This is a genomic window from Thauera chlorobenzoica, assembly GCF_001922305.1.
GTDB classification, from domain to species: Bacteria; Pseudomonadota; Gammaproteobacteria; order Burkholderiales; family Rhodocyclaceae; genus Thauera; species Thauera chlorobenzoica.
In genome coordinates, this window is sequence record NZ_CP018839.1 from 376,103 (window position 1) to 400,733 (window position 24,631).

28 protein-coding genes are annotated in these 24,631 nt (G+C 69.9%); 12 read left to right on the top strand and 16 right to left on the bottom strand.

The window, feature by feature from the left end; genetic code table 11:
* Nucleotides 1-9: 9 nt before the first annotated feature.
* Nucleotides 10-777: a 3'-5' exonuclease gene (locus tag Tchl_RS01750; RefSeq protein ID WP_075146870.1), complete on the top strand. Its 768-nt coding sequence runs from the start codon at nucleotides 10-12 to the stop codon at nucleotides 775-777.
* Between the two features lie 83 nt (nucleotides 778-860).
* Here the strand turns inward: Tchl_RS01750 and Tchl_RS01755 are convergent, their stop codons facing one another.
* The 3 genes from Tchl_RS01755 to flgA all read right to left on the bottom strand — a co-directional run bounded on the left by Tchl_RS01755 (nucleotide 861) and on the right by flgA (nucleotide 2,426).
* Nucleotides 861-1,310 (bottom strand): flagella synthesis protein FlgN, encoded by a 450-nt coding sequence (locus tag Tchl_RS01755; RefSeq protein ID WP_075146871.1) that lies wholly within the window; start codon nucleotides 1,308-1,310, stop codon nucleotides 861-863.
* Entirely contained in the window at nucleotides 1,307-1,603 is a 297-nt protein-coding gene (flgM, locus tag Tchl_RS01760; protein WP_083945097.1) for a flagellar biosynthesis anti-sigma factor FlgM, read from the bottom strand. The genes Tchl_RS01755 and flgM overlap by 4 nt, the downstream gene beginning before the upstream one ends.
* Nucleotides 1,604-1,697: 94 nt before the next feature.
* On the bottom strand, nucleotides 1,698-2,426 hold the full coding sequence (gene flgA, locus Tchl_RS01765; protein WP_075146872.1) for a flagellar basal body P-ring formation chaperone FlgA: 729 nt from the start codon (nucleotides 2,424-2,426) through the stop codon (nucleotides 1,698-1,700).
* A 266-nt stretch (nucleotides 2,427-2,692) separates the two neighbouring features.
* Here flgA and flgB point away from each other — a divergent pair, with 266 nt between their 5' ends.
* The 11 genes from flgB (at nucleotide 2,693) to flgL (ending at nucleotide 13,236) form a co-directional block, all read left to right on the top strand.
* Complete coding sequence (flgB, locus tag Tchl_RS01770) at nucleotides 2,693-3,097, top strand: flagellar basal body rod protein FlgB (RefSeq protein WP_075146873.1); 405 nt, start codon at nucleotides 2,693-2,695, stop codon at nucleotides 3,095-3,097.
* A 26-nt stretch (nucleotides 3,098-3,123) separates the two neighbouring features.
* Nucleotides 3,124-3,528 (top strand): flagellar basal body rod protein FlgC, encoded by a 405-nt coding sequence (gene flgC / locus Tchl_RS01775; protein ID WP_075146874.1) that lies wholly within the window; start codon nucleotides 3,124-3,126, stop codon nucleotides 3,526-3,528.
* Between the two features lie 5 nt (nucleotides 3,529-3,533).
* Nucleotides 3,534-4,220 carry a flagellar hook assembly protein FlgD gene (locus tag Tchl_RS01780; protein WP_075146875.1) on the top strand — a complete coding sequence of 229 codons (687 nt, stop codon included), beginning with the start codon at nucleotides 3,534-3,536 and terminating at the stop codon, nucleotides 4,218-4,220.
* A gap of 84 nt (nucleotides 4,221-4,304) precedes the next feature.
* On the top strand, nucleotides 4,305-5,615 hold the full coding sequence (gene flgE, locus Tchl_RS01785; protein WP_075146876.1) for a flagellar hook protein FlgE: 1,311 nt from the start codon (nucleotides 4,305-4,307) through the stop codon (nucleotides 5,613-5,615).
* A 29-nt stretch (nucleotides 5,616-5,644) separates the two neighbouring features.
* Nucleotides 5,645-6,403 (top strand): flagellar basal body rod protein FlgF, encoded by a 759-nt coding sequence (locus Tchl_RS01790; RefSeq protein ID WP_075146877.1) that lies wholly within the window; start codon nucleotides 5,645-5,647, stop codon nucleotides 6,401-6,403.
* A 22-nt stretch (nucleotides 6,404-6,425) separates the two neighbouring features.
* On the top strand, nucleotides 6,426-7,208 hold the full coding sequence (gene flgG / locus Tchl_RS01795; RefSeq protein WP_075146878.1) for a flagellar basal-body rod protein FlgG: 783 nt from the start codon (nucleotides 6,426-6,428) through the stop codon (nucleotides 7,206-7,208).
* Nucleotides 7,208-7,903, top strand: coding sequence for a flagellar basal body L-ring protein FlgH (locus tag Tchl_RS01800; protein ID WP_075146879.1), 696 nt, complete (start codon nucleotides 7,208-7,210; stop codon nucleotides 7,901-7,903). The genes flgG and Tchl_RS01800 overlap by 1 nt, the downstream gene beginning before the upstream one ends.
* On the top strand, nucleotides 7,887-9,038 hold the full coding sequence (locus Tchl_RS01805; protein WP_232311639.1) for a flagellar basal body P-ring protein FlgI: 1,152 nt from the start codon (nucleotides 7,887-7,889) through the stop codon (nucleotides 9,036-9,038). The genes Tchl_RS01800 and Tchl_RS01805 overlap by 17 nt, the downstream gene beginning before the upstream one ends.
* Nucleotides 9,038-10,222 carry a flagellar assembly peptidoglycan hydrolase FlgJ gene (gene flgJ, locus Tchl_RS01810; protein ID WP_075146881.1) on the top strand — a complete coding sequence of 395 codons (1,185 nt, stop codon included), beginning with the start codon at nucleotides 9,038-9,040 and terminating at the stop codon, nucleotides 10,220-10,222. Before Tchl_RS01805 ends, flgJ begins: the two co-directional genes overlap by 1 nt.
* Nucleotides 10,223-10,331: 109 nt before the next feature.
* Nucleotides 10,332-11,978 (top strand): flagellar hook-associated protein FlgK, encoded by a 1,647-nt coding sequence (flgK, locus tag Tchl_RS01815; RefSeq protein ID WP_075146882.1) that lies wholly within the window; start codon nucleotides 10,332-10,334, stop codon nucleotides 11,976-11,978.
* A 19-nt stretch (nucleotides 11,979-11,997) separates the two neighbouring features.
* On the top strand, nucleotides 11,998-13,236 hold the full coding sequence (flgL, locus tag Tchl_RS01820) for a flagellar hook-associated protein FlgL (RefSeq protein WP_075146883.1): 1,239 nt from the start codon (nucleotides 11,998-12,000) through the stop codon (nucleotides 13,234-13,236).
* Between the two features lie 66 nt (nucleotides 13,237-13,302).
* Here flgL and fliR read toward each other — a convergent pair whose 3' ends face one another.
* The 13 genes from fliR to fliF form a co-directional block, all read right to left on the bottom strand.
* Nucleotides 13,303-14,097 carry a flagellar biosynthetic protein FliR gene (gene fliR / locus Tchl_RS01825; protein ID WP_075146884.1) on the bottom strand — a complete coding sequence of 265 codons (795 nt, stop codon included), beginning with the start codon at nucleotides 14,095-14,097 and terminating at the stop codon, nucleotides 13,303-13,305.
* A 12-nt stretch (nucleotides 14,098-14,109) separates the two neighbouring features.
* Nucleotides 14,110-14,379, bottom strand: a complete 270-nt coding sequence (gene fliQ / locus Tchl_RS01830) for a flagellar biosynthesis protein FliQ (RefSeq protein WP_075146885.1) — start codon at nucleotides 14,377-14,379, stop codon at nucleotides 14,110-14,112.
* A 22-nt stretch (nucleotides 14,380-14,401) separates the two neighbouring features.
* Complete coding sequence (fliP, locus tag Tchl_RS01835; protein ID WP_075146886.1) at nucleotides 14,402-15,145, bottom strand: flagellar type III secretion system pore protein FliP; 744 nt, start codon at nucleotides 15,143-15,145, stop codon at nucleotides 14,402-14,404.
* Nucleotides 15,142-15,534 (bottom strand): flagellar biosynthetic protein FliO, encoded by a 393-nt coding sequence (gene fliO / locus Tchl_RS01840; protein WP_075146887.1) that lies wholly within the window; start codon nucleotides 15,532-15,534, stop codon nucleotides 15,142-15,144. Before fliO ends, fliP begins: the two co-directional genes overlap by 4 nt.
* Nucleotides 15,531-16,031 (bottom strand): flagellar motor switch protein FliN, encoded by a 501-nt coding sequence (fliN, locus tag Tchl_RS01845; RefSeq protein WP_075146888.1) that lies wholly within the window; start codon nucleotides 16,029-16,031, stop codon nucleotides 15,531-15,533. Before fliN ends, fliO begins: the two co-directional genes overlap by 4 nt.
* Complete coding sequence (fliM, locus tag Tchl_RS01850) at nucleotides 16,028-17,062, bottom strand: flagellar motor switch protein FliM (protein WP_075146889.1); 1,035 nt, start codon at nucleotides 17,060-17,062, stop codon at nucleotides 16,028-16,030. The genes fliN and fliM overlap by 4 nt, the downstream gene beginning before the upstream one ends.
* Nucleotides 17,063-17,077: 15 nt before the next feature.
* Nucleotides 17,078-17,551, bottom strand: coding sequence for a flagellar basal body-associated protein FliL (gene fliL, locus Tchl_RS01855; RefSeq protein WP_075146890.1), 474 nt, complete (start codon nucleotides 17,549-17,551; stop codon nucleotides 17,078-17,080).
* Nucleotides 17,552-17,677: 126 nt separating this feature from the next.
* Nucleotides 17,678-18,955 (bottom strand): flagellar hook-length control protein FliK, encoded by a 1,278-nt coding sequence (locus Tchl_RS01860; RefSeq protein WP_075146891.1) that lies wholly within the window; start codon nucleotides 18,953-18,955, stop codon nucleotides 17,678-17,680.
* Nucleotides 18,956-19,273: 318 nt separating this feature from the next.
* Nucleotides 19,274-19,732, bottom strand: a complete 459-nt coding sequence (gene fliJ, locus Tchl_RS01865; RefSeq protein WP_075146892.1) for a flagellar export protein FliJ — start codon at nucleotides 19,730-19,732, stop codon at nucleotides 19,274-19,276.
* On the bottom strand, nucleotides 19,729-21,144 hold the full coding sequence (gene fliI / locus Tchl_RS01870; protein ID WP_075146893.1) for a flagellar protein export ATPase FliI: 1,416 nt from the start codon (nucleotides 21,142-21,144) through the stop codon (nucleotides 19,729-19,731). Before fliI ends, fliJ begins: the two co-directional genes overlap by 4 nt.
* Nucleotides 21,137-21,898 (bottom strand): flagellar assembly protein FliH, encoded by a 762-nt coding sequence (gene fliH / locus Tchl_RS01875; RefSeq protein WP_075146894.1) that lies wholly within the window; start codon nucleotides 21,896-21,898, stop codon nucleotides 21,137-21,139. Before fliH ends, fliI begins: the two co-directional genes overlap by 8 nt.
* Nucleotides 21,891-22,904, bottom strand: a complete 1,014-nt coding sequence (fliG, locus tag Tchl_RS01880) for a flagellar motor switch protein FliG (protein WP_075146895.1) — start codon at nucleotides 22,902-22,904, stop codon at nucleotides 21,891-21,893. Before fliG ends, fliH begins: the two co-directional genes overlap by 8 nt.
* Nucleotides 22,897-24,567, bottom strand: coding sequence for a flagellar basal-body MS-ring/collar protein FliF (gene fliF / locus Tchl_RS01885; protein WP_075146896.1), 1,671 nt, complete (start codon nucleotides 24,565-24,567; stop codon nucleotides 22,897-22,899). Before fliF ends, fliG begins: the two co-directional genes overlap by 8 nt.
* Between the last annotated feature and the right edge of the window lie 64 nt (nucleotides 24,568-24,631).

A 24,631-nucleotide genomic window follows, 5' to 3' on the forward strand; every position in this document is an offset into this window, starting at 1 on the left:
CGGGCATCGATGCTGCATCTGGGCGACCTGCGTTCGTTGCAGGGCAAGCGAGAAGGCGGGCGCAGGACGGATGCGCAGGGGCCGGACTGGTCGCGGCGCTTCGCCGGGCTTGCCGCTGCGGCGCGCGACCCCCGGCTGCGCCGCTTCTATGCCGAGAGCCTGCCCGCGGCCGCCACGCCGATGGGCGAGGTGCCGATGGTGGCGGTGGATATCGAAACCACCGGGCTCGACCCGCGCCGCGACGGGATCGTCAGCATCGGGGCGATCCCGATGCGGCTCGACCGCATCCAGTCGAGCGCCTCGCACTACTGGGTGCTGCGTCCGCGTGCCAGACTCAATCCGGAGTCGGTCGTCATCCACGGGATCACCCACGCGCAGATCGAGGCGGCGCCGGATTTCGGCGCCATCCTCGGCGAGCTGCTGGCGGTCCTGGCCGGTCGCGTCGTCGTCGTGCACTGCCGCGAGATCGAGCGCGCTTTCCTGGACGCGGCGCTGCGGGCGTGTATCGGCGAAGGGATCGAGTTTCCGGTGATCGACACCATGGCGCTGGAGTCGCGTCTGCAGCGCCGGCCGCCGGCTGCTTGGCTGGCGCGCGTGTTCGGGCGCAGGCCCGCGCCGCTCTCGGTGCGCCTCGCCGACTGTCGCGCGCGCTATCGCCTGCCGCGCTATCGCGCCCACCATGCGCTCACCGACGCACTGGCCACCGCCGAGCTGCTGCAGGCGCAGCTTGCCCACCACTTCGGGCCCGAAGCCGCGGTGCGGACCTTATGGCAATGAGGATGCGGGCTGGCCGTCGTGTGCGGCACCGGCCGCAGCCCGGTGTCTGACGGGCTTACACGCGCGCGCCCGGGGCGGAGCGTTCAGGCCGAAACGTCGACCCGGCCCGGGCGTCGGCCGGGCTGGCCGTCGGCGCTGTAAGGCGTCTTTTCGGCGAGTTCGCGGATGAAGTCGAGGATGCGCTGGTTGCCGCGCATGCGGATCTGCAGCAGCTGTCCGCCCAGGGCGTTGAGGCGGGCGGCGTGCGCGGCCCGCTCCTGGAGGGCGAGCCAGTCGGCTTCGCAGCCCGCTTCCCGCGCCGCTTCGAGGGCACCGTCGAGCCCGGCGCCATAGCCCAGGTGCTGCTGCACGGCCTGGCGCCGTGTCTCGGTCCGGCCGAGAGGTTCGAGCACCGCCTGCTTGGCGCGGGCGAGTTCGACGATCCGCTCGCCGTCGACCTGCTCGGCGGCGAGCGCACGCTGCTCTTGTTCGAGCAGGGCGATCAGGGCGTCGACGCGCTGGCGCTGGTCGACGAGAAGGCGCTGCAGGCTCACGCCCCGCTCTTGCCCTGGAGAAGTTCGCTGACGCTCTCGAGCAGGCGGTCGGCGATGCGCGCGGGGTCGATCGCGAGGCGGCCTTCGCGGATCGCTTCGCGCAGTTCGGCGACGCGGACGGGGTCGATGTCCTGGCGGCCGTCGGTGGCGCGCTGGCTCAGGTGCGAGATCGCGGCCGGGGTGCCGGCCTCGCGCGGCGCTGCGGCCGCGGCGCCGCGCGGGCGCGCCGCATCGTCGGCCGGCTGTACGCCCTGGCCGCCGCGGACGAGTGGACTTTGAGTATTGATCTTCACGATGAAGCCTCGTAATTCGCAGTGTTGTCGATCTTGATCATCGGCAAGGCGCCCTCGAACTTTAGGCGATCGCCGCGGCCCGTGCCAGTGGGGCTCAGTGGGGCGTCTGGAAGCTGATCGCCAGCACGCCGGCGCCGATCACTTCGGCGTGCACGATTTCGTCCTTGCCGAAACGCACCCGCACCCGTTCGCCGTGCCCACCCGGCTCGAGCGCCGTGCCTTCGCGGCGGACGTGAAAGCGCTCGCCCCGCGCCTCCACGACGACGCGCTGGCCGCGTTCGACCAGCGGCACGGTGCGGAACTGGTGCGCCTGCAGCGGTGTGTCGGCGGCGAGCCGGCGCTGGGCCTGGCGCCCGACAAGCTCTGCGGCGATGCGCACGATGTCGCGCGGCAGCGCCGACAGCTCGCCGCGCTGCTCGCGCAGGGCGTCGGCGGCCACGATCTCGCCGGCGGCGATGTCGCGGGCGGCGACCCAGTAGCGGCCGTTGATCCGCACTTCGGCCTGCAGATAGCGCACATGGCGCGGCTCGCCGTCGCAGCGCACACCCACCGCGACCCGTCCGAGCACGCGCTGCGCGGGGGCGGACAGGAACGGCTCGGGGGCGGTGCAGGGCGGCAGGCTGGCAGCGGAAGCAAAGACCTCGACCTCGACCTCGTCGCCGTCGACCGCGGCGCGCTCGGTCAGGAAGGCCTGCACCCGGGCGTGGAGGACGTGCTCCGCGCCCGGGTCTTGCGCCACCGCGCTGGTGCACAGCGCGAGCGCGGTCACCAGCCCCGCCATGCGCCGCATCGGGCGCAGGGCGGGATGCGTGCGGAGGGGCATCGGCGGTTCGGACGATCGGGCGGCAGGCGGGTGGGGCATCGGCCAGGCGGCACGGGGCGGGCGGGAGCGTCTGGGTGACGAGAGTCCGCGCGGGCGTGCCGGAATGTGGGGCAGGGAGGAAAACAGACCGCCATTGTGCCAGCCGCGGCGGCGGATGCAAAAGCACCGAACTGCTCCTGCAAACCCCGGCTGTTCCCCTCTTTGGGTTGGCGCTGCGGCGGCTATTCTGGCCCGACTGGAATTTTGTGCAACGTGGGGATCCCGTCGTGACCGACCGCCTGGAAGAAGCGCTCAACCACCATCGACAAGCCCTGTCGTTGCGCCACGAGCGGCAGAAGATCCTCGCCGCCAACATCGCCAACGCCGACACCCCCGGGTTCAAGGCGCGCGATATCGACTTCCGCACCGAATTCGCCGCCGCCCTCGGGCGGCGCGGCGGGCGCCTCGAACTCGCCGCCACCGCGCCCGGTCACCTTGCCCGCCGCGGGGCGCCGGCGGCGGTGGGCGAAGTGCTGTACCGGGTGCCCGACCAGGCCAGCCTCGATGGCAACACCGTCGATATGGACCGCGAGCGCAGCGCCTTCGCCGACAACTCGGTGCGTTACCAGGCCGCGCTGACGTTGCTCAATCAGCGTATCCAGGGCCTCAAGGGCGCGATGGCGCCCGAATGAGATCAACCTAGAGGGGAATCGTCGCCATGACGATGTTTTCGATATTCGACATTTCCGCTTCGGCGCTGTCGGCCCAGGCGAAGCGCATGAACGTGTCGGCGAGCAATCTCGCCAACGCCGACAGCGTCACCGGCCCCGACGGCCAGCCCTACCGTGCCCGCCAGGTCGTGTTCGAGACCGTCGCGGCGCAGGCCGGGGTCGGCGGCGTGCGCGTCAAGGAAGTCATCGACGACCCCTCGCCGATGCGTATGGAGTACCGTCCGGAGCATCCGCTGGCCAATGGCGAAGGCTACGTCACCATGCCCAACGTCGATCCGGTGCATGAAATGGTCAACATGATCTCGGCTTCGCGCGCCTATCAGGCGAACGTCGAAATCATGAACACGAGCAAGCAGCTGATGCTCAAGACCCTGACCCTGGGCGAGGGCTGATTCCCATGAGCACCACCATCGACACTTCCGTCCTGAGCACGCTCAACCACAGCGCAACGGCTGCCGCCCGTCAGTCCGCGGAGCTGCGTGACAGCTTCATGACGATGCTGACCACCCAGCTGAAGAACCAGAACCCGCTCGACCCGATGGACAACGCGGAGATGACTTCGCAGCTCGCGCAGATCAACACCGTCAGCGGCATCGAGGAGCTCAATCGCACCCTGGAGCTGATCTCCACCCAGATCGAGGCCAGCGGCATGCTCGAAGCGGCCTCCCTGATCGGCAAGGGCGTGCTCGTGCCGGGCGACCGCGTGCTGCTCGATCACGACGCCGATGGCGTCCCGGCGTCCACGCCGTTCGGCATCGAGCTGGCCGGGCCCGCCGACAATCTCGCCGTTTCGATCATCGATGCGGGGGGGCAGGTGGTCAATCGCTACGAACTGGGCGCCGTCGATGCCGGGATGGAAACCTTCACCTGGGACGGCCTCAACAGCCAGGGAGCGGCGGCGGCGCCGGGCGCCTACCGGGTGCAGGTCGAAGCCCTGCAGGGCGACAAGGCGGTCGAAATCAGCACCTTCAACTACGCGCTGGTCGGCGGCGTGGTGCCGGTGGGCGACAAAGGCGGCTTCCTGCTCGATCTGGGCGCCATCTACGGTCAGGTCGAATTCGGCGCGGTCAAGCAGATTCTCTGAAGCCGGTCTTTTTCATCAATGCAGTCGGGGACGGGGCGGCGGCCCATGGATGGCCAGCCGGTTCTCCGCATCGAGGAGCGATAAATGGGTTTTTCGCAGGCTCTCAGCGGCTTGAATGCCGCATCGGCCAAGCTGGACGTGCTCGGCAACAACATCGCCAACACCCAGACGGTGGGCTTCAAGTCGAGCTCGATCACCTTCGCCGACATCTTCGCCGGCGCCGGCAGCAAGATCGGCCTGGGGACCCAGGTCGGATCGACGGTGCAGGACTTCAAGACGGGCAACCTCGAAACCACCGGCCGCGGCCTCGACGTCGCCATCGCTGGTGACGGCTTCTTCCGTTTCCAGCTCTCCAGCGGCGAAATCGGCTACTCGCGCAACGGCCAGCTGCAGATGACCGCCGACGGCTACCTGGTCAATTCGCAGGGCGCGAAGATCATGGGCTACGGGCTCAACGACCCGAACGACGCGTTTTCCGAGCCGGCCACCGGCGGCTCTCCGGTAGCGCTCCGGATCTATCCGGACGACATGCCGGCGGCAGCAACGACGAATGTCAGTGCGACCTACAACCTCGATGCGCGCATCGACCAGACCAATCCTGATCTGCTGAGCCAGGCGCGGGTGGCGACCACGACCACTCCTGACGATCCGGCGACGCCGGCGGACGAGTCGGCAAGCATCGACCTGGACTACAACTACTCGAACAGCTTCACCGTGTTCGATTCGCTCGGAACGGCGCGCAACGTCACCGTCTATTATCAAAAAACCGGTGCTAATGCGTGGTCGGCCAAGGTGGCGATCGACGGTTTCTATAAAGCAGCTAACGACTTCACGCTCGCGTTCGACAGCAGCGGCAAGCTTGTGGATATCGTCCATGCCTCCGCTGCCGGCACTGCTGACGACAAGGTCGAGATCGGCTTCACCAGCGCCGAACTGGGTGGCGAGCCTAGCGATTTGAGCTTCGAATTCATCCTCAAGGGTTCCACCCAGTTCTCCAACACCTCGACGCAGAATGCGCTGACCCAGGACGGCTACACCTCGGGCACGCTGGTCGGCCTTTCGATCGAGGCCGACGGCACGGTGATGCGCAAGTACTCGAACGAGCGTTCCGCCTCCGCCGGGCAGATCGTGCTGGCGAGTTTCCGCAATGCCGAAGGCCTGTCGCCGATCGGCGACAACATGTGGCAGCCCACGGTGAGTGCCGGTAGCGAGCTCGTCGGCATCGCCGGTTCCGGTTCGCTCGGTGCCCTGCAGGCGGGTGCGGTCGAAACCTCCAACGTCGATCTGGCCAAGCAGCTCGTCGACATGATCGTCACCCAGCGCGCCTACCAGGCCAACTCGCAGACGATCAAGACGCAGGACGAGCTTCTGCAGACTTCGATCAACCTGCGCTGACGCGCACGCGACGGGGCCGGGCGCACGCCATGGACAGAATCCTCTACACCGCGATGAGCGGCGCCAGCCAGACGATGGCGCAGCAGGAAGTGGTCAGCCACAACCTCGCCAACGTGTCGACCAGCGGCTTCCGCGCCCAGCTCCACGCCGCCCGTGCAGTGCCGGTCGAAGGCGTCGGCACCCTGCCGACGCGGGTGTCTACGGTGGCGTCGACGCCGGGCGCGGACTTCCGCGCCGGGCCGATCACCCGCACCGGGCGCGCCCTCGACATCGCCCTCGAAGGTGAAGGCTGGATTGCGGTGCAGGCGGCCGGTGGCGGCGAGGCCTACACCCGCCGCGGCGACCTCCAGCTCGACGGCGCGGGCATGCTCACCAGCAACGGCCGCCCGGTGGTCGGCGAAGGTGGGCCGCTGATGGTACCGCCGGGGGCCGACACCTTCATCGGCAGCGACGGCACGGTGAGTGTGATCGGCGTCGGCGAAAATCCCAAGGCGCTGGTCGCGGTCGGGCGCATCAAGCTCGTCGATGGCCGCGGCGCCGCCCTGCAGCGCGGCGACGACGGCCTGTTCCGCCCGCCGCCCGATGCCGAGGGCAACATCGCCCCGCTCCCCGCGAGCGACAGGCAGCGGCTGATCAGCGGCGCCCTCGAAGGCAGCAACGTCTCCGCGGTCGAAACCATGGTGTCGATGATCGATCTCGCCCGCCGCTACGAGATGCAGATGAAGGTCATCGGCACCGCCGACGAAAACGCCCAACGCGCAAACAGCCTGCTGTCCCTGCAGGGCTGAGGACAGAACAGGAGCATTCACCGTGATCAAATCCTTGTGGACGGCCAAGACCGGCCTCGAATCGCAGCAGGTCAAGCTCGACGTCATCGCCAACAACCTCGCCAACGTCAGCACCAACGGCTTTAAGCGCTCGCGCGCGGTGTTCGAGGACCTGCTGTACCAGAACCTGCGTCAGCCCGGCGCCCAGAACGATGTCCAGAACCGGCTGCCTTCGGGGATGCAGGTCGGCACCGGGGTGCGCCCGGTGGCCACCGAGCGCCTGCACACCCAGGGCGGCCTGCAGCACACCGGCAGCTCGCGCGACCTGGCGATCAATGGCCAGGGTTTCTTTCAGGTCCGCCTGGTCGACGGCTCGGCCGCGTTCACCCGCGACGGCAGCTTCCAGCTCGACGAAAACGGCCAGATGGTCACGGCCAACGGCTATCCGCTCGAACCCGCGATCTTCATCCCGGAAAACGCCTTGTCGGTGTCGATCGGCGAGGACGGCATCGTCTCGGTGACCCAGCCCGGCATCACCGAAGCCAACCAGGTCGGCCAGATCACCGTCTCCACCTTCGTCAACTCGAGCGGACTGGAGAGCATCGGCGGCAACCTGTACCGCGAAACCGCGACTTCGGGCGCGCGCAACGACACCATCCCCGGCGTCAACGGCGCCGGCCGCCTGTTCCAGGAATACGTCGAAGTCTCCAACGTCAATGTGGTCGAGGAAATGGTCAACATGATCGAGACCCAGCGTGCCTACGAGATCAACAGCCGCGCGGTGAAGACGAGCGACGAGATGCTGGCCCGCCTCGCCCAGCTGTGATGGCCGCGCTGTTGCTTCGCGCCCGGCCACGGCGCCCCGCCGCCCTGCCGGCGCTTCTCGCCGCCCTCGCGCTCGGCGCCTGTGCCCAGCTGCCGCGCCCTTCGGTGGTCGGCGATCTCCAGCGCACGCCCGCCACCCCGGTCGTGGCGGCGCCCGCCAACGGCGCCATCTTCCAGTCCGCGCACGGCTTGCAGCCGCTGTTCGAGGATCGCCGTCCGCGCCGCCCGGGGGACATCCTCACCATCGTCCTCGACGAGGAAGTCAGCGCCAGCAAGAGCTCCAGCGCCAGCGCCAACCGTAAGGGCGGTGCCGACTTCGTCCCGGCGCAGGTTCCCGACAAGCTGAAAAAACTCACCGATTTCGGTTTCGACCTGTCGGGCAGCAACGACTTCGAAGGCAAGGGCGCGGCGAGGGCGAACAACAAGTTCGTAGGCACGATCACGGTCTGGGTCGCCGACGTCGAACCCAACGGCAACCTGCGCGTGCAGGGGGAAAAGCGCATCGCGATCAACCAGGGGGTCGAATTCATCCGCTTCTCCGGCGTCGTCAATCCGCGCACCATCACCGCCCAGAACACCGTGGCCTCGACCCAGGTCGCCGACGCCCGTATCGAGTACATCGGCGATGGCTACATCAACGAAGCCCAGACGATGGGCTGGCTGCAGCGGTTTTTCCTGAATGTCACTCCTTTCTGAACTGCCCGGGTACCGGCTGATGCGCCGACTGTGCCGCGTCGCGGCGGCCCTGCTGTGCCTGTCCGCGCTGCTCGGGGCGCTGCCGGCGCAGGCCGAAACCATCCGCGAACTGGCCAGCTTCGCCGGCGTGCGCGACAACCAGCTCGTCGGCTACGGCCTCGTCGTCGGCCTCGACAACAGCGGCGACCAGACCACCCAGGCCCCGTTCACCACCCAGAGCCTGGCCAACATGCTGTCGCAGCTCGGCGTCACCGTGCCGCCGGGGACCAACATGCAGCTGCGCAACGTCGCCGCGGTGATGGTCACCGCCGAGCTGCCGCCGTTCGCCCGCCCCGGCCAGCGCATCGACGTCGTCGTGTCCTCGATCGGCAACGCCCGCAGCCTGCGCAACGGCACCTTGCTGATGACGCCGCTGAAGGGCGTCGATGGCGAGATCTACGCCATCGCCCAGGGCAACCTGCTGGTCGGCGGGGCTGCTGCCGCCGCCGCCGGCGGCAGCAGCGTGCAGGTCAATCACCAGGCGAGCGGGCGCATCGCCCGCGGCGCGACGGTCGAGCGCGAGGTCGCGCTCGCGCTCGGCGGTGACGACGGCCGCCTCGAGCTCGAACTGCGCGAGGCCGACTTCGGCACCGCGCAGCGCGTGGTCAACGCGATCAACATCGAATTCCGGCGCGTGGTCGCCTCCGCCCGCAACAGCCGCGTCATCGCCCTCGAAGGCCCGCTCGAGGACGATGACCGGGTGCGCTTCATCGCCCGCATCGAAAGCCTGCGGGTGACGCCGGGCGATGCCCCGGCGCGGGTGGTGATCAACTCGCGTACCGGCTCGGTGGTGATGAACCGCGCCGTGACCCTCGGCCGTGCCGCGGTGGCCCACGGCAACCTGTCGATCGTCATCGACACCGAAAACCGGGTGTCGCAGCCGCCACCATTCAGTGGCGGACAGACCGTGGTCGTGCCCGACAGCAAGATCAGCATCGAACAGCAGCCCGGCACCCTGCGCCTGGTCGAGGGCGCGGAGCTGGGCGAAGTGGTGCGTGCGCTCAACGCCCTCGGCGTCAATGCGCAGGACCTGATGTCGATTCTCGAAGCGCTGAAGGCGGCCGGCGCGCTGCGCGCCGAGCTCGAGGTGATCTGATGAGCCTGTCTGCCGATCGTGCCTCGCTGGCCCTCGACGTGCACGGCCTGCAGCGCCTGAAGCGGACCGCGCGCGAGGACTCGGCCGCGGCGGTCGACGAAGCCGCGCGCCAGTTCGAGGCCTTGTTCGTGCAGAAGATGCTCGAAGGCATGCGGGCGACGATCCCCGAGTCCGGCCTCTACGACGAGCGCAACGGCCGCTTCTACACCGCCTTGCTCGACCAGCAGCAGGCGCAGGGCATCGCCGGCCGTGGCATCGGCCTCGCCCGCATGCTGAGCGCCCAGCTCCAGGCTCAGCTCCAGGCCCAGCGTCCGTCCGGTGCGCCGCCCGCGGCCGACGCCGGCCCCGGCGCGGTGGCCGGTGCCGCGCTTGCGGCCGAACCGCGGCGGCTCGACGCCCGCCTCCAGGCGCCGCTTCCGGCCCCCGTGCCGGCCTCGATCCCGGCCGCGGGGCCTGCCTCGGGCGCGGTGCCGGGCGCCGGCGCCGCAGCCGACACCAGCGATCGCGCGCGCTGGCGCGGCGGCGAGCGCCTCGTTCCGGCGATCGATCCGGCGCCGGCGCCCCCGCCGCGCTATCCGACCCAGCCGCAGGCCGCCCTTGCACCGTGGGCGCAGGGTGGCGACCCGATGCCGTCCGCGGCCGCAGCGGTTGATTCCTTCGCCGCGCTGCCTGAACATGCGCGTGAGTTCGTCAGCCGGATCGCCGCCCCGGCACGTGCCGCCGCCCGTGCCAGCGGCGTCCCGGCCGAGCTGATCATCGCCCAGGCCGCGCTCGAAACTGGCTGGGGGCAGCGCCGCATTCCCGCCGCCGACGGCCGCGACAGCCACAACCTGTTCGGGATCAAGGCCGGGGCGGAGTGGAAGGGGGCGGTCACCGAAGTGCGCACCCACGAGTACATCGACGGCAAGCGCCAGGCGCAGACCGCCCGTTTCCGCGTTTACCCGTCCTACGAGCAGGCCTTCACCGACTACGCCCGCCTCATCGCGCGCAGTCCGCGCTACGCCGCGGTGCGCAGCGCGCCCGACGCCCATGCCGCGGCCCACGCGCTGCAGCAGGGCGGCTACGCCACCGACCCCGCCTACGCCGACAAGCTCGGCGCGATCCTCGACCGGATCGGCCCCGGCCTGGCCGCGCGCCGTGCGCCACTGGCCGCGCTCCGCCCGGGAACGCTCCCGGGCGGTTGAGCGCGCGGGCACGGCGCGATCCCGGCAGCCCGGTAGGGCCGGATCCGCGAAAGGCTCAAGAAGCCTGGCGCACGGCCGATAGCTTCAACCAAGACTTTGGGACACAGCGATGGACATTCAATCGATCGGCATCACCGGCCTGCGTACGGCGCAAATCGCCCTCGTCGCCACCAGCAACAACGTCAGCAACGTCTATACCCCGGGCTACAACCGCGAGGTCGTGAGCTTCGCCGAGACCGGCAGCGGCGGCGTCAAGGTCGGCGACGTCGAGCGCCAGTTCGACCAGTTCGTCGCCACGCAGCTCAACGGCACGGTGTCCTCGGTCAACGCGCTGCAGGCCTATCAGACCCAGATCGCGCAGATCGACAACCTGCTCGCCGACCGCGACGCCGGGCTCGCGCCGCTGATGCAGAACTTCTTCTCGTCGCTTCAGGATCTGGCCGCCGCGCCCTCCGATCCCGCCGCGCGCCAGGGCGTGCTCGGCACGGCCAATACCCTGACTGCGCAGTTGCGCGGCTTCGACGGCTACCTGCAGGACATGCAGGAGGGCGTCAATGGCATGGTCCGCGACGAAGTGTTCCAGATCAACAACCTCGCCGAGCAGCTCGCCACGCTCAACCGCGAGATCGCGCTGGCGCGCGCGCGCAACGGCGAGGCCCCCAACAGCCTGCTCAACCAGCGCGACCACATGGTGGCGCAGCTCGCCGAGCGCCTCGACCTGCGCCTGGAAATCCAGGACGGCACCACCTACAACGTCAGCCTCGCCAACGGCCAGCCGCTGGTGGCCGGCACCCGTCATTACGGGCTCGAGGCGGTGACCTCGAAGACCGACCCGCAGCGCCTCGCGGTCGCCTACCGCGATGGCGGTGGGGGGCTGTCGGTGCTTCCCGACGACGTCATCACTGGTGGCAGCCTCGGCGGCGTGCTCACGTTCCGCAGCGAGACCCTCGACCGCACCCAGAACCAGCTCGGCCAGCTCGCCGTGACCCTGGGGCTCGCCTTCAACAAACAGCATGCCGCGGGCGTCGATCTCAACGGCGCTGCGGGGGGCGATTTCTTCACTCTCGGCGCCCCGCAAGCCTATGCCGATGCGCGCAACAAGGGCTCGGCCGAGATCGTCGGTGCCGCCTATGTTGAAGACGATTACACGGCGCTGCGTGCGACCGACTACACTGTCCGGGTCACCAACGCTGCGACGCCCGACTTCACCGTGGTGCGCCGCGACACCGGGGCCTCGCTCGACGCTATCGAAGTGCAGTACGACGCGACAGGAAAGACGCTGAGCTTCGGCGGCATCACCTTGACGTTCGACGATCCTGCCCTCCTGCAGACCGGCGACCGTTTCGAGATCCAGCCGGTGCGTCGTGGCGCCGGCAACATCAACGTCGCGATTGCGGACATCGACCAGATTGCGGCCGGCCTGCCGGACGCGGCCGGCAGCGGCGACAACCGCAACGCCCTGAAACTGCAGGATCTGCAGAGTGCCAGCATCGTCGGCGGTCGCGCCAGCGTCACCCAGGCCTATGCCGCGATGGTCGGCGACGTCGGCAACCGCGCCAACGTGGTCAAGGTCAACCTCCAGGCCATGAGCGGTCTCAGGGAGCAGCTCCAGGGCCTGCAGCAGGCCGAGTCGGGGGTGAACCTCGACGAGGAGGCGGCCAACCTGATCCGCTACCAGCAGTATTACCAGGCCAACGCCAAAGTCATCGAAACCGGCACCACGGTGCTCGACATCGTCCTCGGCCTCAAGGCCTGATCCCCACCGGAGCGCCGCCATGCGCATCAGCACCGTCACCGTCTACGAACAGAGCGTTTCGTCCATGAACCGGCAGCAGGCCGGCTTCCTCAAGACCGGCCAGCAGATCGCCAGTGGGCGCCGCGTGGTCAATCCGTCGGACGATCCGCAGGCCGCTTCGCGCGCGGTCGGGGTGTCGCAGGCGAAGGCGGTCACCGAACAGTATGCCGACGCCCGCGTCGGCGCGCGCAACGCCCTGGCGCAGACCGAGAGCGTGCTCGACAGCCTGAGCAGCGTCCTCGAGCGCACCCGCACCCTGCTGGTGCAGGCTTCGAGCGACACCCTAGGCGATGCCGACCGCCAGTCGGTGGCGAGCGAGCTGCGCGGCCTCTACGAAGTGGCGATCGGCCAGGCCAACGCCACCGACGGCAACGGCCGCTACCTGTTCGGTGGCTATCAGGACGGCAGCCCGCCGTTCCAGAAGGACGGCAGCGGCAACATCGAATACAACGGCGACAGCAACGCGCGCGCGCTGCGCATCGACGCCTCGCGCCTGATGCAGGTCGCGGAAAACGGCGAGAACGTGTTCCTCAGCGTGCCGGGGACCGCCGGCCATCTCGCCTGTGCCGACGAGGGGAATGCCGGCAGCGTTACCTTTACCGGGCCGAGCGTGGTCGATGCCACTGTAGGTGAACACCGTGACCGGCACCGGGTGGCGTTCGCGATCGATGCCGGCGGCGCACAGACCTATACAGTGTCGCGTTACGATGAGGCCACCAGCAGCTGGGCCGCCGTGCCCGGGCTTGAAGACCTTACCTACGAAAGCGGCAAGCCGGTCACCTTCGCCGGCCTGAGCATGGTCTTCGCAGGCGACCCCGCGGACGGCGACCGCTTCGAGGTCGCCCCTGCGCAGAAGATGGACCCCGATATCTTCCGCAGCTTCGAGCAGGTTCTCGCCGTGCTCGAAACGCCCGCCGACACCCCGATGGCCAAGGCCGCGCTGCGCAACACCCTGAACACGGCGATGCGCGAGTTCGCCAACGCCCAGGACAACGTCCTAACCGTGCGCGCTTCGGCCGGGGCGCGCCTGAACGAACTCGACGTCGTCGACTCGGTCGGCGCCAACCGCATGCTCAACTACGAGCAGACCCTGTCCGACCTGGTCGATCTCGACTACGTCCAGGCCGCTTCCGACTACAGCCTGCGCCAGGTCGGCCTGCAGGCGTCGTACGAAGTGTTCACCACGATGAAGACCATGTCCCTGTTCAGCCGCATGTAAGGGGACTGAACGAAGGGCGGGGGCCGGACAGAGGGACATCCTTCCCGCCCCCCCGGCGGGGACGTTTCACCCTGCCAGCGGGGCGAGCAGGTCGAGCAGTTCGCGCAGGAAGCCGAGCACGGCGCTGAAGTGCGACTGCACGAAGCGGCCGAGGTCGAGCATCAGCACCGCCAGCAGCACCAGGCCGACGCTCAGCGAGGCCGGCAGGCCGATGTTGAACACGGTGAGCTGGGGTGCGGAGCGGTTCAGGATGCCCAGCGTCAGGTTCATGATCAGCAGCGGCGCCACCAGCGGCAGCGCCAGCAGCAGGCCGCTGGCGAAGATCGTCGCGCCGTAGCGCGCCAGCATCGCGAACGCGCCCGGGTTCAGGCCGCCGAGCCCCACCGGCAGGGTGGTGAAGCTGGTGGCGAGGATTTCCAGCACCACCAGGTGGCCGTCGAAGGCGAGAAACAGCAGCAGCGTCACCATGTGCAGCAGGCGCGACAGGATCATCGTGTTGGTGCCGGTGTCGGGCGAGAAGAAGGTGGCGAAGGCCAGGCCCATCTGCAGGCCGATGAATTCGCCCGCTGCCTGTACCGTGGCAAAGGCGATCTGCATCACCAGGCCGATCGCCACCCCGATGACGATCTGTTCGAGCAGGATGCCGGCGCCCGCCCAGGTAAACGGCCCGGCGTCGGGCAGCGGCGGCAGGGTGGGGGCGACCAGGATCGACACCAGGACGGCGAGGCCGATCTTTGCCTGCGTCGGCACGCTGCTGTGGCCCCACAGCGGGGATGCGGCGAGAAACCCGGTGATGCGCGCGAACGGCCACAGGAAGGCGGTGATCCAGAGTTCGAGCTGGGCGGCGTCGACGGTGAACATCGGCGGGCGCGTTCAGCGCACCAATGTCGGCAGGCTGGTGAGCAGCTCGCGGGTGTAGGTGGTGATCAGCTCGAGCAGCCAGGGCCCGGCGAACACCAGCACCGCGAACACCGCCAGGATCTTCGGGATGAACGACAGGGTCATCTCGTTGATCTGCGTCGCGGCCTGGAACAGGCTGATCAGCAAGCCGGTGAGGAGGGCCATCAGCAGCATCGGCGCCGCCAGCAGGACCGCGGTCTGCATCGCCTTGTAGGCCAGGGTCATCACCATTTCCGGGTTCACGCGCGCGTCTCCTGGGGGCGTTTCAGACCTGGAAGCTCGCCGCCAGCGAGCCGATGATGAGCTGCCAGCCGTCGACCAGCACGAACAGCATGAGCTTGAACGGCAGCGAGATCGTCGCCGGCGGCACCATCATCATGCCCAGCGACATCAGCACGCTCGCCACCACCAGGTCGATGATCAGGAACGGCAGGAAGACCGTGAACCCGATCTGGAACGCGGTCTTCAGCTCACTGGTCACGAACGCCGGCACCATCACCTGCAACGGCACATCCTCCGGCCCCTGCATCGGCCCGGTGCCGGCGAGGCGGGCGAACAGCGCGAGGTCGGGCTCGCGGGTCTGCCCCATCATGAACTCGCGGAACGGCCCCTGGGCGATGCGCAGGAACTCGCCGAAGTCGATCGTGCCCGCGGCCAGCGGCTGCCAGGCGCTGTCGTAGACCTGGGCCAGCACCGGCGACATCACGAACAGGGTGAGGAACAGCGCCAGCCCGAGCAGGACCTGGTTCGGCGGCGCCGACTGGGTACCGATCGCCATGCGCAGCAGGCTGAGCACGATGACGATGCGGGTGAAGCCGGTCATCATCAGCACCAGCGCGGGGAGGAAGGCCAGGCTCGACAGCAACAGCAGGGTCTGCAGCGGAATCGACCACTGCTGGGCGCCGCCGCTCAACGGCTGGCTGACGAGGCCGGGCAGCTGCTGGGCGAACAGCGGCAAGGGCAGGAGTAGGGCCAGCGCCAGCAGCCCGCCGGCGGCGAAGCGCTTCACCGCGCCTCCGGCGGGGGCGTGCCGATGCGCGCGCGCAGCTCGGTGGCGAAGCTCCGCGCCGGCGCCGCCGGTGCCGTCGGCGCGGGCTCGATGCGCTCGAGCAGGCGCACCCCGCCCGCGCCCACGCCCAGCACCAGCCAGCGCCCCTCCACCTCCACCACCTCGACGCGCTCGCGCCCGCCCAGCGCCAGCGTGCCGACGCGGCGCAGGCGGCAGCCGGCGCCGGCTACCCGTGCGGGGCCGAAGCGGCGCAGCAGCGCGGCGCAGGCGAAGATCAGCACGAGCACGAGGGCCAGCGCCGCGGCGCTGCGGCCGAACAGCGCCAGGCCGAATAGCGAGTCGGCGGCGCCGGCCTCGAGCGCGGCGGACGCGGCGGGGCTGGCGCTCATCGCTGGTTGAGTTTCTGCACGCGCTCGGAAGGAGTGATGATCTCGGTGATGCGGATGCCGTAGCGGTCCTCGATCACCACCACTTCACCCTGGGCGATCAGGTAGCCGTTGATCAGGATGTCCATCGGCTCGCCGGCGAGGCCTTCGAGCTCGACCACCGAACCCTGGGCGAGCTCGAGCAGCTGCTTGATCGTGATCCGGGCGCGGCCCAGCTCGACCGTCAGATGCACCGGGATGTCGAGGATCATCTCGAGATCGCGTGCCTGGGTGGCGCCGGTGCCGCCCTGGGCGAGCGGGCGGAACACGTCGTCGCCGGCGCTGCGCGCGTTCGCTGCCGCTGCGGGGGCGGCGGCGGCGGGCTCGACCGTGCCTTGCTGCTCGGCGAGCGCCGCCGCCCACGGATCGTCGTCGGTGGCGGCCGGGCCCTGTTCCTGCTCGGCGAGGGCGGCGGCCCAGTCGTCGTTGGGGTCCGGTTGGGAGGGATCGGGCTCAGTCATGCTTGGCTTTCCTTGGGTTTCGATGCGGCAAGGCCGGCCAGCGGGCCGGCCTGCGGGCCGTCGGGCACATGGTCGATCAGGCGGCGCACGCGCAGCGCGCGCTGGTCGCGCTGGCGGCCGTATTCACATTCCATCACCGGCACGCCGTCGACCTTGGCGATGATGGTTTCGGGGAGCTCGAGCGGCAGCACGTCGCCGGCCTTCAGCCCCAGCACCTGGGCGATGTGGCTCGACAGGGTGGCGAATTCGGCGACCACTTCCACCTGCGAGTGGCGCAGCTCCCCGGCCAGGCGCTGGCGCCAGTTGCCGTCGCCGGTGCGGGCGTCGTTGAGCGGGTTGGTCAGCAGGTCGCGCAGCGGCGTGATCATCGTGTACGGCATGCAGATGTTGAAGCTGCTCGAAAGGTTGCCGACCTCGATGTTGAACACGGTGTTGACGACGATCTCGTTGGGCGAGTTGGTGATGTTGGCGAAGCGCGACTGCATCTCCGAGCGCAGGTAGCTGATCTCGAGCGGATAGACCGCTTTCCAGGCTTCGCCGTAGGCCTCGATGGCGAGCGCCAGGATGCGCTGGATGATGCGCTGCTCGGTGTTGGTGAATTCCCGCCCTTCGGACTTCGCCAGGAAACGCCCGTCGCCGCCGAACAGGTTGTCGACCACCATGAACACCAGGCTGGGCGGAAACACCATCAGCGCCGAGCCGCGCAGGGGCTTGAGCGCGAGCATGTTGATGTTTGCCGGTACCGGCACGTTGCGCGAGAACTCGCTGTAGCTCAGGTAGCGGACGCTATCCACGGTGATGTCGACGGTGCGCCGCATGAGGTTGAACAGCCCCATGCGGAACTGCCGCGCGAAGCGCTCGTTGATGATGTCGAGCGTGTGCAGGCGGTCGCGCACCACGCGGTGCTGGGTGGCCGGGTCGTAGCGGCGCAGGCTGGTCGCGGCGGGGCTGGGGGTGGCCTCGTTGTCGCCGCTGACACCCTTGAGCAGGGCGTCGATCTCTTCCTGCGACAGCAGATCGTCCTGTGACATGGTGGGCGGCCGGGCTTACTGCACGATGAATTCGGTAAACAGCACATCCTCGATGGCCGGTGCGGCATGGCTGGTCGAGAACGGGGCCTGCAGCACCGCGTGCATTTCGGCGAGCAGCGACTCCTTGCCGCCGGGTGCGGTCAGTTCCGCGGCCTTGCGCCCCGGGAACAGCATCAACAGGCGGCTGCGCACCTGCGGCATGTGCTCGACCAGGGTCTGGCGGCTGCGCTCGTCGGCGACTTTGAGGCTGAGGCCGGTGTACAGCAGGCGCGGGCCGTAGTTGTCTTCGGGAAGATTCACCGTGAACGGCTCGATGCGCACGAAGATCGGCGGCAGCGGCGGTGCTTCGGGTGTGGTGACGACGGCGGCTTCGCTGCTGCGCGCGCCCATCAGGACGTACAAGGCCATGCCGGCGCTGGCCAGCGCCAGTGTCGCCAAGACCAGCACGAGCATCAGCATCTTGCTCGAGCCGAGCTTTGTTGCACTCATCGGATTCCCTTGATCATGTCTGGATCAACTCGGCAGTATCGCGTGCCGGAGCGCGCGACGATGCCCCGAACAGGGGCACTGCAGCCGCCGTTCTTCCCGGTTTGCCCGGCCGCTGCGGGCGAACGCTCACACATGGATATCGACCCGTCCGGCGGCGAGCAGTGCTGCCGTGGCCGCGGCTTGCTCCGCGGCGCCGGCTTCGCCGCCGTCATCGGCCGACGCTTCACCGCCGGTGCGGTTGCCGGCGGTGAAGCCGGCGCTGCCCTGCGGGTCGCCGCGGCGGTCGCTGACGCCGGCTTCGCCGAGGGTGATGCCCTGGCTGGCGAGCGCTTCGCGCAGCTGCGGGATGGCCTGTTCGAGCGCTTCGCGCACCTGCACGTGGTGGGCGACGAACTGCAGCTGGGCGCTGCGCTCGGTCATCGACAGGGTGACCGACAGCGGGCCGAGCTCGGGCGGGCTCAGGCGCAGTTCGATCTGGCGTGCGCCGTCACGCCCGTGCACCAGCAGCTGCTGGCCGAGTTCGGCCGGCCATTGGGCACTGCCGGGCAGATGGTGGAGGGTCGCGCTGGCCGGTGCCGCGGACGGGCCTGCAGGGGCCGCGCCAGCGACGGAGACACCCGGGGAGGCGGGCGGCGGGGGAGCCGACACCGCTTCGGCTGCGATCGAGCCGAATGCAGTGGGGGCGGCCGGGGTAAGGGACTGGGAAGGCGCGTCGGTGGCCGGTGGTGCCGTCGCTATCGGGGTTGCCATGGCAGGCGCGGTGGTGCGGGAGGCGGATTCGTCCGCTGCTGCGGTCGCAAGGGCTGCGGCTGGCAGGACAACTCCGGCCGGGGCGTTGCCGGTGGAAGCCGCTGTGCGGGCTGCCGCCGTTTCGCCGATGACGGGCGCAGTGCCGGGTAGTCCCGGCGCTGCGCTGTCGGCGCCGGCGGGGGCAGCGGCGAGGTTCGTGGTGATGCGGGTTGCGGGAGTCGTGCCGGGCAGCGCCGCCGCCGTGGTGGTGCTGGCTGCGCCGCGGTCGGCCGACGCGACAGCGGCGGCAGGATCGCCGGGGAGTCCCGGTGCGGCCGCCGCCGCTGCCAGCGCTCCCGCCGCGTCCTGCCGAAAGCTATCGCCTGCCGCCGTGGCGAGCGGAGTGGCTTCTTGGTGCAGGGAAACGTGTCCGGACGGGAGGGGCGGCACGGCCGGAAGGGCGGCGGAAAGCTGCGACAGATCGGTTGTCGCGTTGTCGCTATTTTCGTCCACGGGCGCTTCCGGAAGGAGGGAAGCGGCCGCCAGCGGATCTTCCGCCGCGGGCAGGCGGGTTTCCCCCCCGGTTCCGGGCGTGACTGCGCCGAGCGCGGCCTGCAAGGCGGCGGCGAGTGCCGCCCGGCCGTCCTGGAGGGCGCCGCCCGGTACGGAAGGCATGGAGGGAATGGATGGCGCTGCGGCCGGCGGCGCGCTTGGTGGGGTCGGGCTGCGGCCGGCGAGCGCTGCGCTCATTGCGCTGGCGAAAGTCGCGGGTGCCGCGCTGTCACCGCTGCTGCCGCTAGGAAGAAGGGAAGCAGGGACTCCGTTGACGCCCTGAGTGGGGGGCATGCCGAGCAGAATGTGAAGATCGATCATCGCCATGGTTGTCCTGCTCCGCGTGCTGGGCCGCTCGCCCGCAGGCGGCGGAAAATGCTGTGGCTGCGGGGGTCGAGTCCGCATTGAAGTCCGGAAACGAGGCAGGTGCCGTACACCGCGTCAGCTCCCGCGCTGCGCCTGGCGCCGGGCCAGGCGTCCGGCCGCCTGCTCGTCGCTGGCGCGGAGTTCGGCGCGCTGTTCCAGCACCGACTGCTGCAGTCCGCGCCGGGCTGCCAGGGTGTCGTAGGAGGCGACCCGGCGGCGGGCATTGTGCCAGTGGCGGATTTCGCCCTCCACCTTTTCGTGCTGGGCGGCGAGCGCGCTGCGGGCGCCGTCGAGGGCGCTGTCGAGCGAGGCCAGGAAGCGCCGGTAATTGTCCACCAGCACCGGATCGATGCCGCGCGCCATCGCCTGCTGCAGGCGTTCGAGGTATTCCTCGCGGTACTGCTCGAGGGCGCCGATGCGCGCCTCGATCTGCTGCGCGCTGCGGCGCTCCTGGCGCAGGGTGTCACCGGCGCGGTCGCGGGCGCTGCGGGCGAGCTCGAGCAGGGTGTCGAGGGTGGTGGATGGCTTGCTCATCCGGCCTGTTCTCCGAACAGCGCGGCGAGCGCCTGGTGCGAGCCTTCGAGCGCGGCGCAGTCGTCGATGCCCTGCTGGAGGAAGGCTTCGAGCGTGGGAAAGCGCGCCACCGCCTCGTCGAGCTGGGGGTCGTGGCCGGGGGTGTAGGCGCCGACCCCGATCAGGTCCTGGTTGCGCCGGTAGCGCGAGAACAGCTGCTTGAAGCGGCGTGCGCGGGCGAGATGGGCGGGGGGCACGATCTCGGTCATCACCCGGCTGATCGAGGCTTCGATGTCGATCGCCGGGTAGTGGCCGGCTTCGGCGAGCGAGCGCGCAAGGACGATGTGGCCGTCGAGGATCGCGCGCGCCGAGTCGGCGATCGGGTCCTGCTGGTCGTCGCCTTCGGTGAGTACGGTGTAGAACGCGGTGATCGAGCCGGCGCCGCGGCGGCCGTTGCCGGCGCGCTCGACCAGCGCCGGCAGCTTCGCGAACACCGACGGCGGATAGCCCTTGGTCGCCGGCGGTTCACCGATGGCGAGGGCGATCTCGCGCTGGGCCATCGCGTAGCGCGTCAGCGAGTCCATGATCAGGAGCACGTCGCGGCCTTCGTCGCGAAAATGCTCGGCGATGCGGGTCGCATAGGCCGCACCCTGCAGGCGCTGCAGCGGCGAAGTGTCGGCCGGTGCGGCCACGACCACGGCGCGGCGCCGCCCCTCTTCGCCGAGGATGTTGTCGATGAAGTCCTGCACTTCGCGGCCGCGTTCGCCGATCAGGCCGACGACGATGACATCGGCGCGGGTGTAGCGCGCCATCATCCCGAGCAGCACCGACTTGCCGACCCCGGAACCGGCGAACAGGCCCATGCGCTGGCCGCGGCCGACGCTGAGCAAGGCGTTGATGGCGCGGATGCCGACGTCGATCGGTTCTTCGATCGGCGCGCGCGCGAGCGGGTTCAGCGGCGGCGCCGACAGCGGTGCGCGGGCGATGCCGTCGAAGGCGGGGCCGTCGTCGAGCGCCTCGCCGTTGCCGTCGACGACCCGCCCGAGCAGCGCCTCGCCGACCGGAAAGCGGCGCGCATCGTGCGCGGCGCTGCCGTCTTCGAGCGGAAACACGCGGGAGCCGGGCATCAGGCCGACGGTGTCGGCGAGCGGCATCAGGAACAGGCGCTCGCCGGCAAAGCCCACCACTTCGGCGGCGGCGGCGCGCGGTTTGCCGTCGGCGCCGGGGGGCAGCTCGATGCGGCAGGCGTTGCCCAGGGCGATGCGCAGGCCGACGACTTCGATCACTAGCCCGGTGGCGCGCACCACGCGGCCGCTGCGGCGCACCTGCGGGCAGCGTTCGACGCGGGCGCGCACGCGGCGCAGGGTGTCGCGCCAGTGCGCGCCGTGGGCGGCGGCGGGCGAGGGCGGCGGCGTGGCGAGCGATTCAGTCATGGTCGTCGGGCTTGCTGTCGCTGTCGCCGCTGGCGGCGCGGCGGCGGCGCAGCTGCGCTTTCACCGCCTTCCAGCGCGTTTCCCAGGTGGCGTCGAGTTCGCCGCCGGGGCTGGCGAGGCGGCAGTCGCCGCGCTGCAGGGCGTCGTCGGGCTGCAGCGTCCACCCGGCGGCCTGCAGTTCGCTGCCGAGGTGGCGTTCGACCAGGCGGCAGTCCTGCGGATTGAGCCACAGGCGCGGCTGTCCCGCGGGCGCGGGCTCGCTGTGGAGCAGCAGGCGGACGATTTCGAGCACCTGCTGGGGACGGGTGCGCAGGGCGTCGAAGGCGAGCTGGCGGCCGGTGACGAGGGCGAGTTCGGCGAGCTCGTCGGCGACCAGGTGGTCGAGTTCGCCGAGCGCTTCGCCGAACGCGGTGGCGAGGGCGCGCAAGGGCTCGAGCTCCTCCCGGCAGCGCCGGTCGAATTCGGCCTCGGCCTCGGCGCGGGCCTGGGCACGGCCTTCAGCGAGGCCTTGCTCGAGCCCCCGGGCGCGGCCTTCGGCCAGGCCTTGTTCCAGCCCCGCTGCGCGCCCGGCCTCGAAGCCGGCGCGGCGCTCGGCTTCGGCGGCATCGCGCCGTACGCGCTCGCGCCGTGCCGCGAGCAAGGGGTCGTGGGCGGCGGCGGGGGGGCGGGCCGAAGCCGGCCCGTGCGGCGCGACGAACTCGTCGAGCTGCCAGCGGTGCCAGGCCGCCGAGCCGCTGCCGCGCTTGTCAGACATAGGCGTCGTCCCCGCCGCCGAGCACGATCTCGCCGCTCTCGGCGAGGCGGCGCACCACCTGCAGGATCGTCTTCTGCTCGGCCTCGACCTGCGACAGCCGCACCGGGCCGCGGGCGTCGATGTCCTCGCGCAGGAGGTCGGCGGCGCGCTGCGACATGTTGCGCATGAACTTGTCGAGCAGCTCGGTGGGCGAGCCCTTGAGCGCGACCGACAGCGCGTTCGGGTCGATGTCCTTGAGGATCAGCTGGATCGCGCGGTCGTCGAGTTCGAGCAGGTTCTCGAACAGGAACATCTCGTCGATGATCTTCTGCGCCAGGCCTTCGTTGTAGGCGCGCACGGTCTCGATCACCGATTCCTCGGTGGCCGAGCTCATCAGGTTCAGGATCTCGGCCGCGGTGCGCACCCCGCCCATCTTGCTGCGCTTGATGTTCTGGCCGTCGAGCAGGCCGGAGAGCACCTCGGTGAGCTCCTGCAGCGCGCTCGGCTGCACCCCGCTGAAGGTCGCCACGCGCAGCATCACGTCGTTGCGCTGCTTCTCCGGGAAGTGCTTCAGCACCTGCGCCGCCTGGCGGCGTTCGAGGTGGATCAGCACGGTGGCGATCACCTGCGGGTGCTCCTCGCGGATCAGGTCGGCGACCACCGAAGCTTCCATCAGGTTCAGCGCATCGATGCCCGAGGACGATTCGGACTGCTCGAAGATGTCCTCGATCAGGCTGGTGGCGCGCTCGCTGCCGAGCGCCTTCACCAGCACCGAGCGGATGCGGTCGCTGGAGTTCAGGTTGAGCGCGGTGAATTCCTCGGTCTCGGCGTGGAAGCTGGCCAGCACGGCGCGCATTTCTTCGTGCGAGACCTGCTCGAGCGCGGCCATTTCCTTGGTTACGCGCTGGATCTCGGTGGCGGACAGGAACTTGAAGACTTCGGCGGCGACGTCCTCGTCGAGCGCCAGCAGCAGGATCGCGCTGCGGCGCAGGCCGGGGATCGACAGGCTGGGCGACGGGTTACTCACTTGAATTCATCCAGTTGCGCACGATCATCGCGATCAGGCGGGGATCGTCCTGGGCCATTTCCTGCAGGCTGCTGAGGTGGGCCTCGTAGGCCGAAGTCCGGCGCTTGCGCTTGGACGGCTCGTAGACCACGTCCTCCTCTTCTTCCGCTTTCGCCGCTTCCGCGGCGGCCTCGCTTTCAGCGCCCGCTGCCGCGGCTACCTGCACCGGCGGGACGGGCGGGGCCATGCGCCGCAGCAGCGGGCGCAGGATCAGCAGGTAGAGCAGCAGGGCGGCGAGCGCCGCGAGGCCGTAGCGGACCAGCGGCAGGATCAGGCTGTCGAAGGACGGCGACTGCCACCAGGTGAGGGCGATGGTTTCATCCTCGGCGCGCATGAACGGGCTGTTGACCACTTCGACCTGGTCGCCGCGCGCCGCCGAAAAGCCGATCGCCTGGCGCACCAGGCGGTCGACCTGGGCCAGTTCCTCGGCGCTCAGCGCGACGCTGCGCAGGGCGCCGTTGTCGTCCGTCTCGCCGCGGTGATTGACCACCACCGCCGCCGAGATCCGGCGCAGCTGGCCGCGCGGGTACTGGACGTGGGCGACGGCGCGGTCGACTTCGAAATTGACTACCTCGTCGCGCCGCAGCCGTTCGGGGTCGCGGGCGAGCCCGGCTTCGGCGGCGGCCTCGGCCGGGGCGTCGATCGGCGACGGCGGGGTGGCGGGCGGAATGTTGCTGAGCGCGCCCGGCACCCCGCCGGTGAGGTCTTCGCGGGCGCCGTAATCGAGGGTGGACTGGCGGCTGCGCACCGCGGCATCGTTCGGCGCCTGGTTCGGGCCGTAGCGTTCGGAGGTTTCTTCGCGCCGCGAGAAATCGATCTCGGCGACGACCTGGGCGCGCACGTTGGCGGCACCGAACAGCGGCGCGAGGATGTTCTCGATGCGATGCTGGAAGGAGCGCTCGATCTCGGCGACGAAATCGAGCTGGGTGTTGTCCACGTCGCGCGCGCCCGCGGCCGGCGTGCTCAGCAGGCGGCCGTCGTCGCCGACCACGGTGACGTTCTCGGTCGCCAGCTCGGGCACGCTGCTCGACACCAGGTGCACGATCGCGCGCACCTGGCCGTCGCTGAGGCTGCGTCCGGCGTGCAGGCCGACCACCACCGAGGCTTTCGCCGGCTCGCGCTCGCGCACGAACACCGAGTTGCGCGCCAGCGCCAGGTGCACGCGGGCGCTGGCCACCGGGCTCATCGCCGCGATCGAGCGCGACAGCTCGCCTTCGAGGCCGCGCTGGAAACTGATCTGCTCGGCGAACTGGCTGGCGCCGAAGCGCTGCTGGTCCATCACCTCGAGGCCGACGTTGCCGCCGCGCGGCAGCCCCTGTTCGGCCAGCTGCAGGCGCAGCACGTGGACTTCGGCGGCCGGCACCAGCAGGGCCTGGCCGCCTTCGCTGAAGCGGTAGGGCACGCCGCGCTGGTCGAGCGCGGCGATGATGCGCCCGCCGTCGGCTTCGCCGAGGTTGCTGAACAGCACCCGGTATTCGGGGCGCCCGGCCCACATCAGCAATACCGCGACCACCGCCACCACCGCGGCAGCGGCGATGGCGAAGGTCAGCATGGGGTGGGCGCGCAGCGAGCCGAGCGCCTGTGCCACGCCTGCGCTGCGGGCGCTTGCGGCCGGGTCACTCATGAGCAGACCCGGACATGGTCGTGCGCTGGAGGCGGGGCGGGTTGATCGGATACCTTGTTTGCAT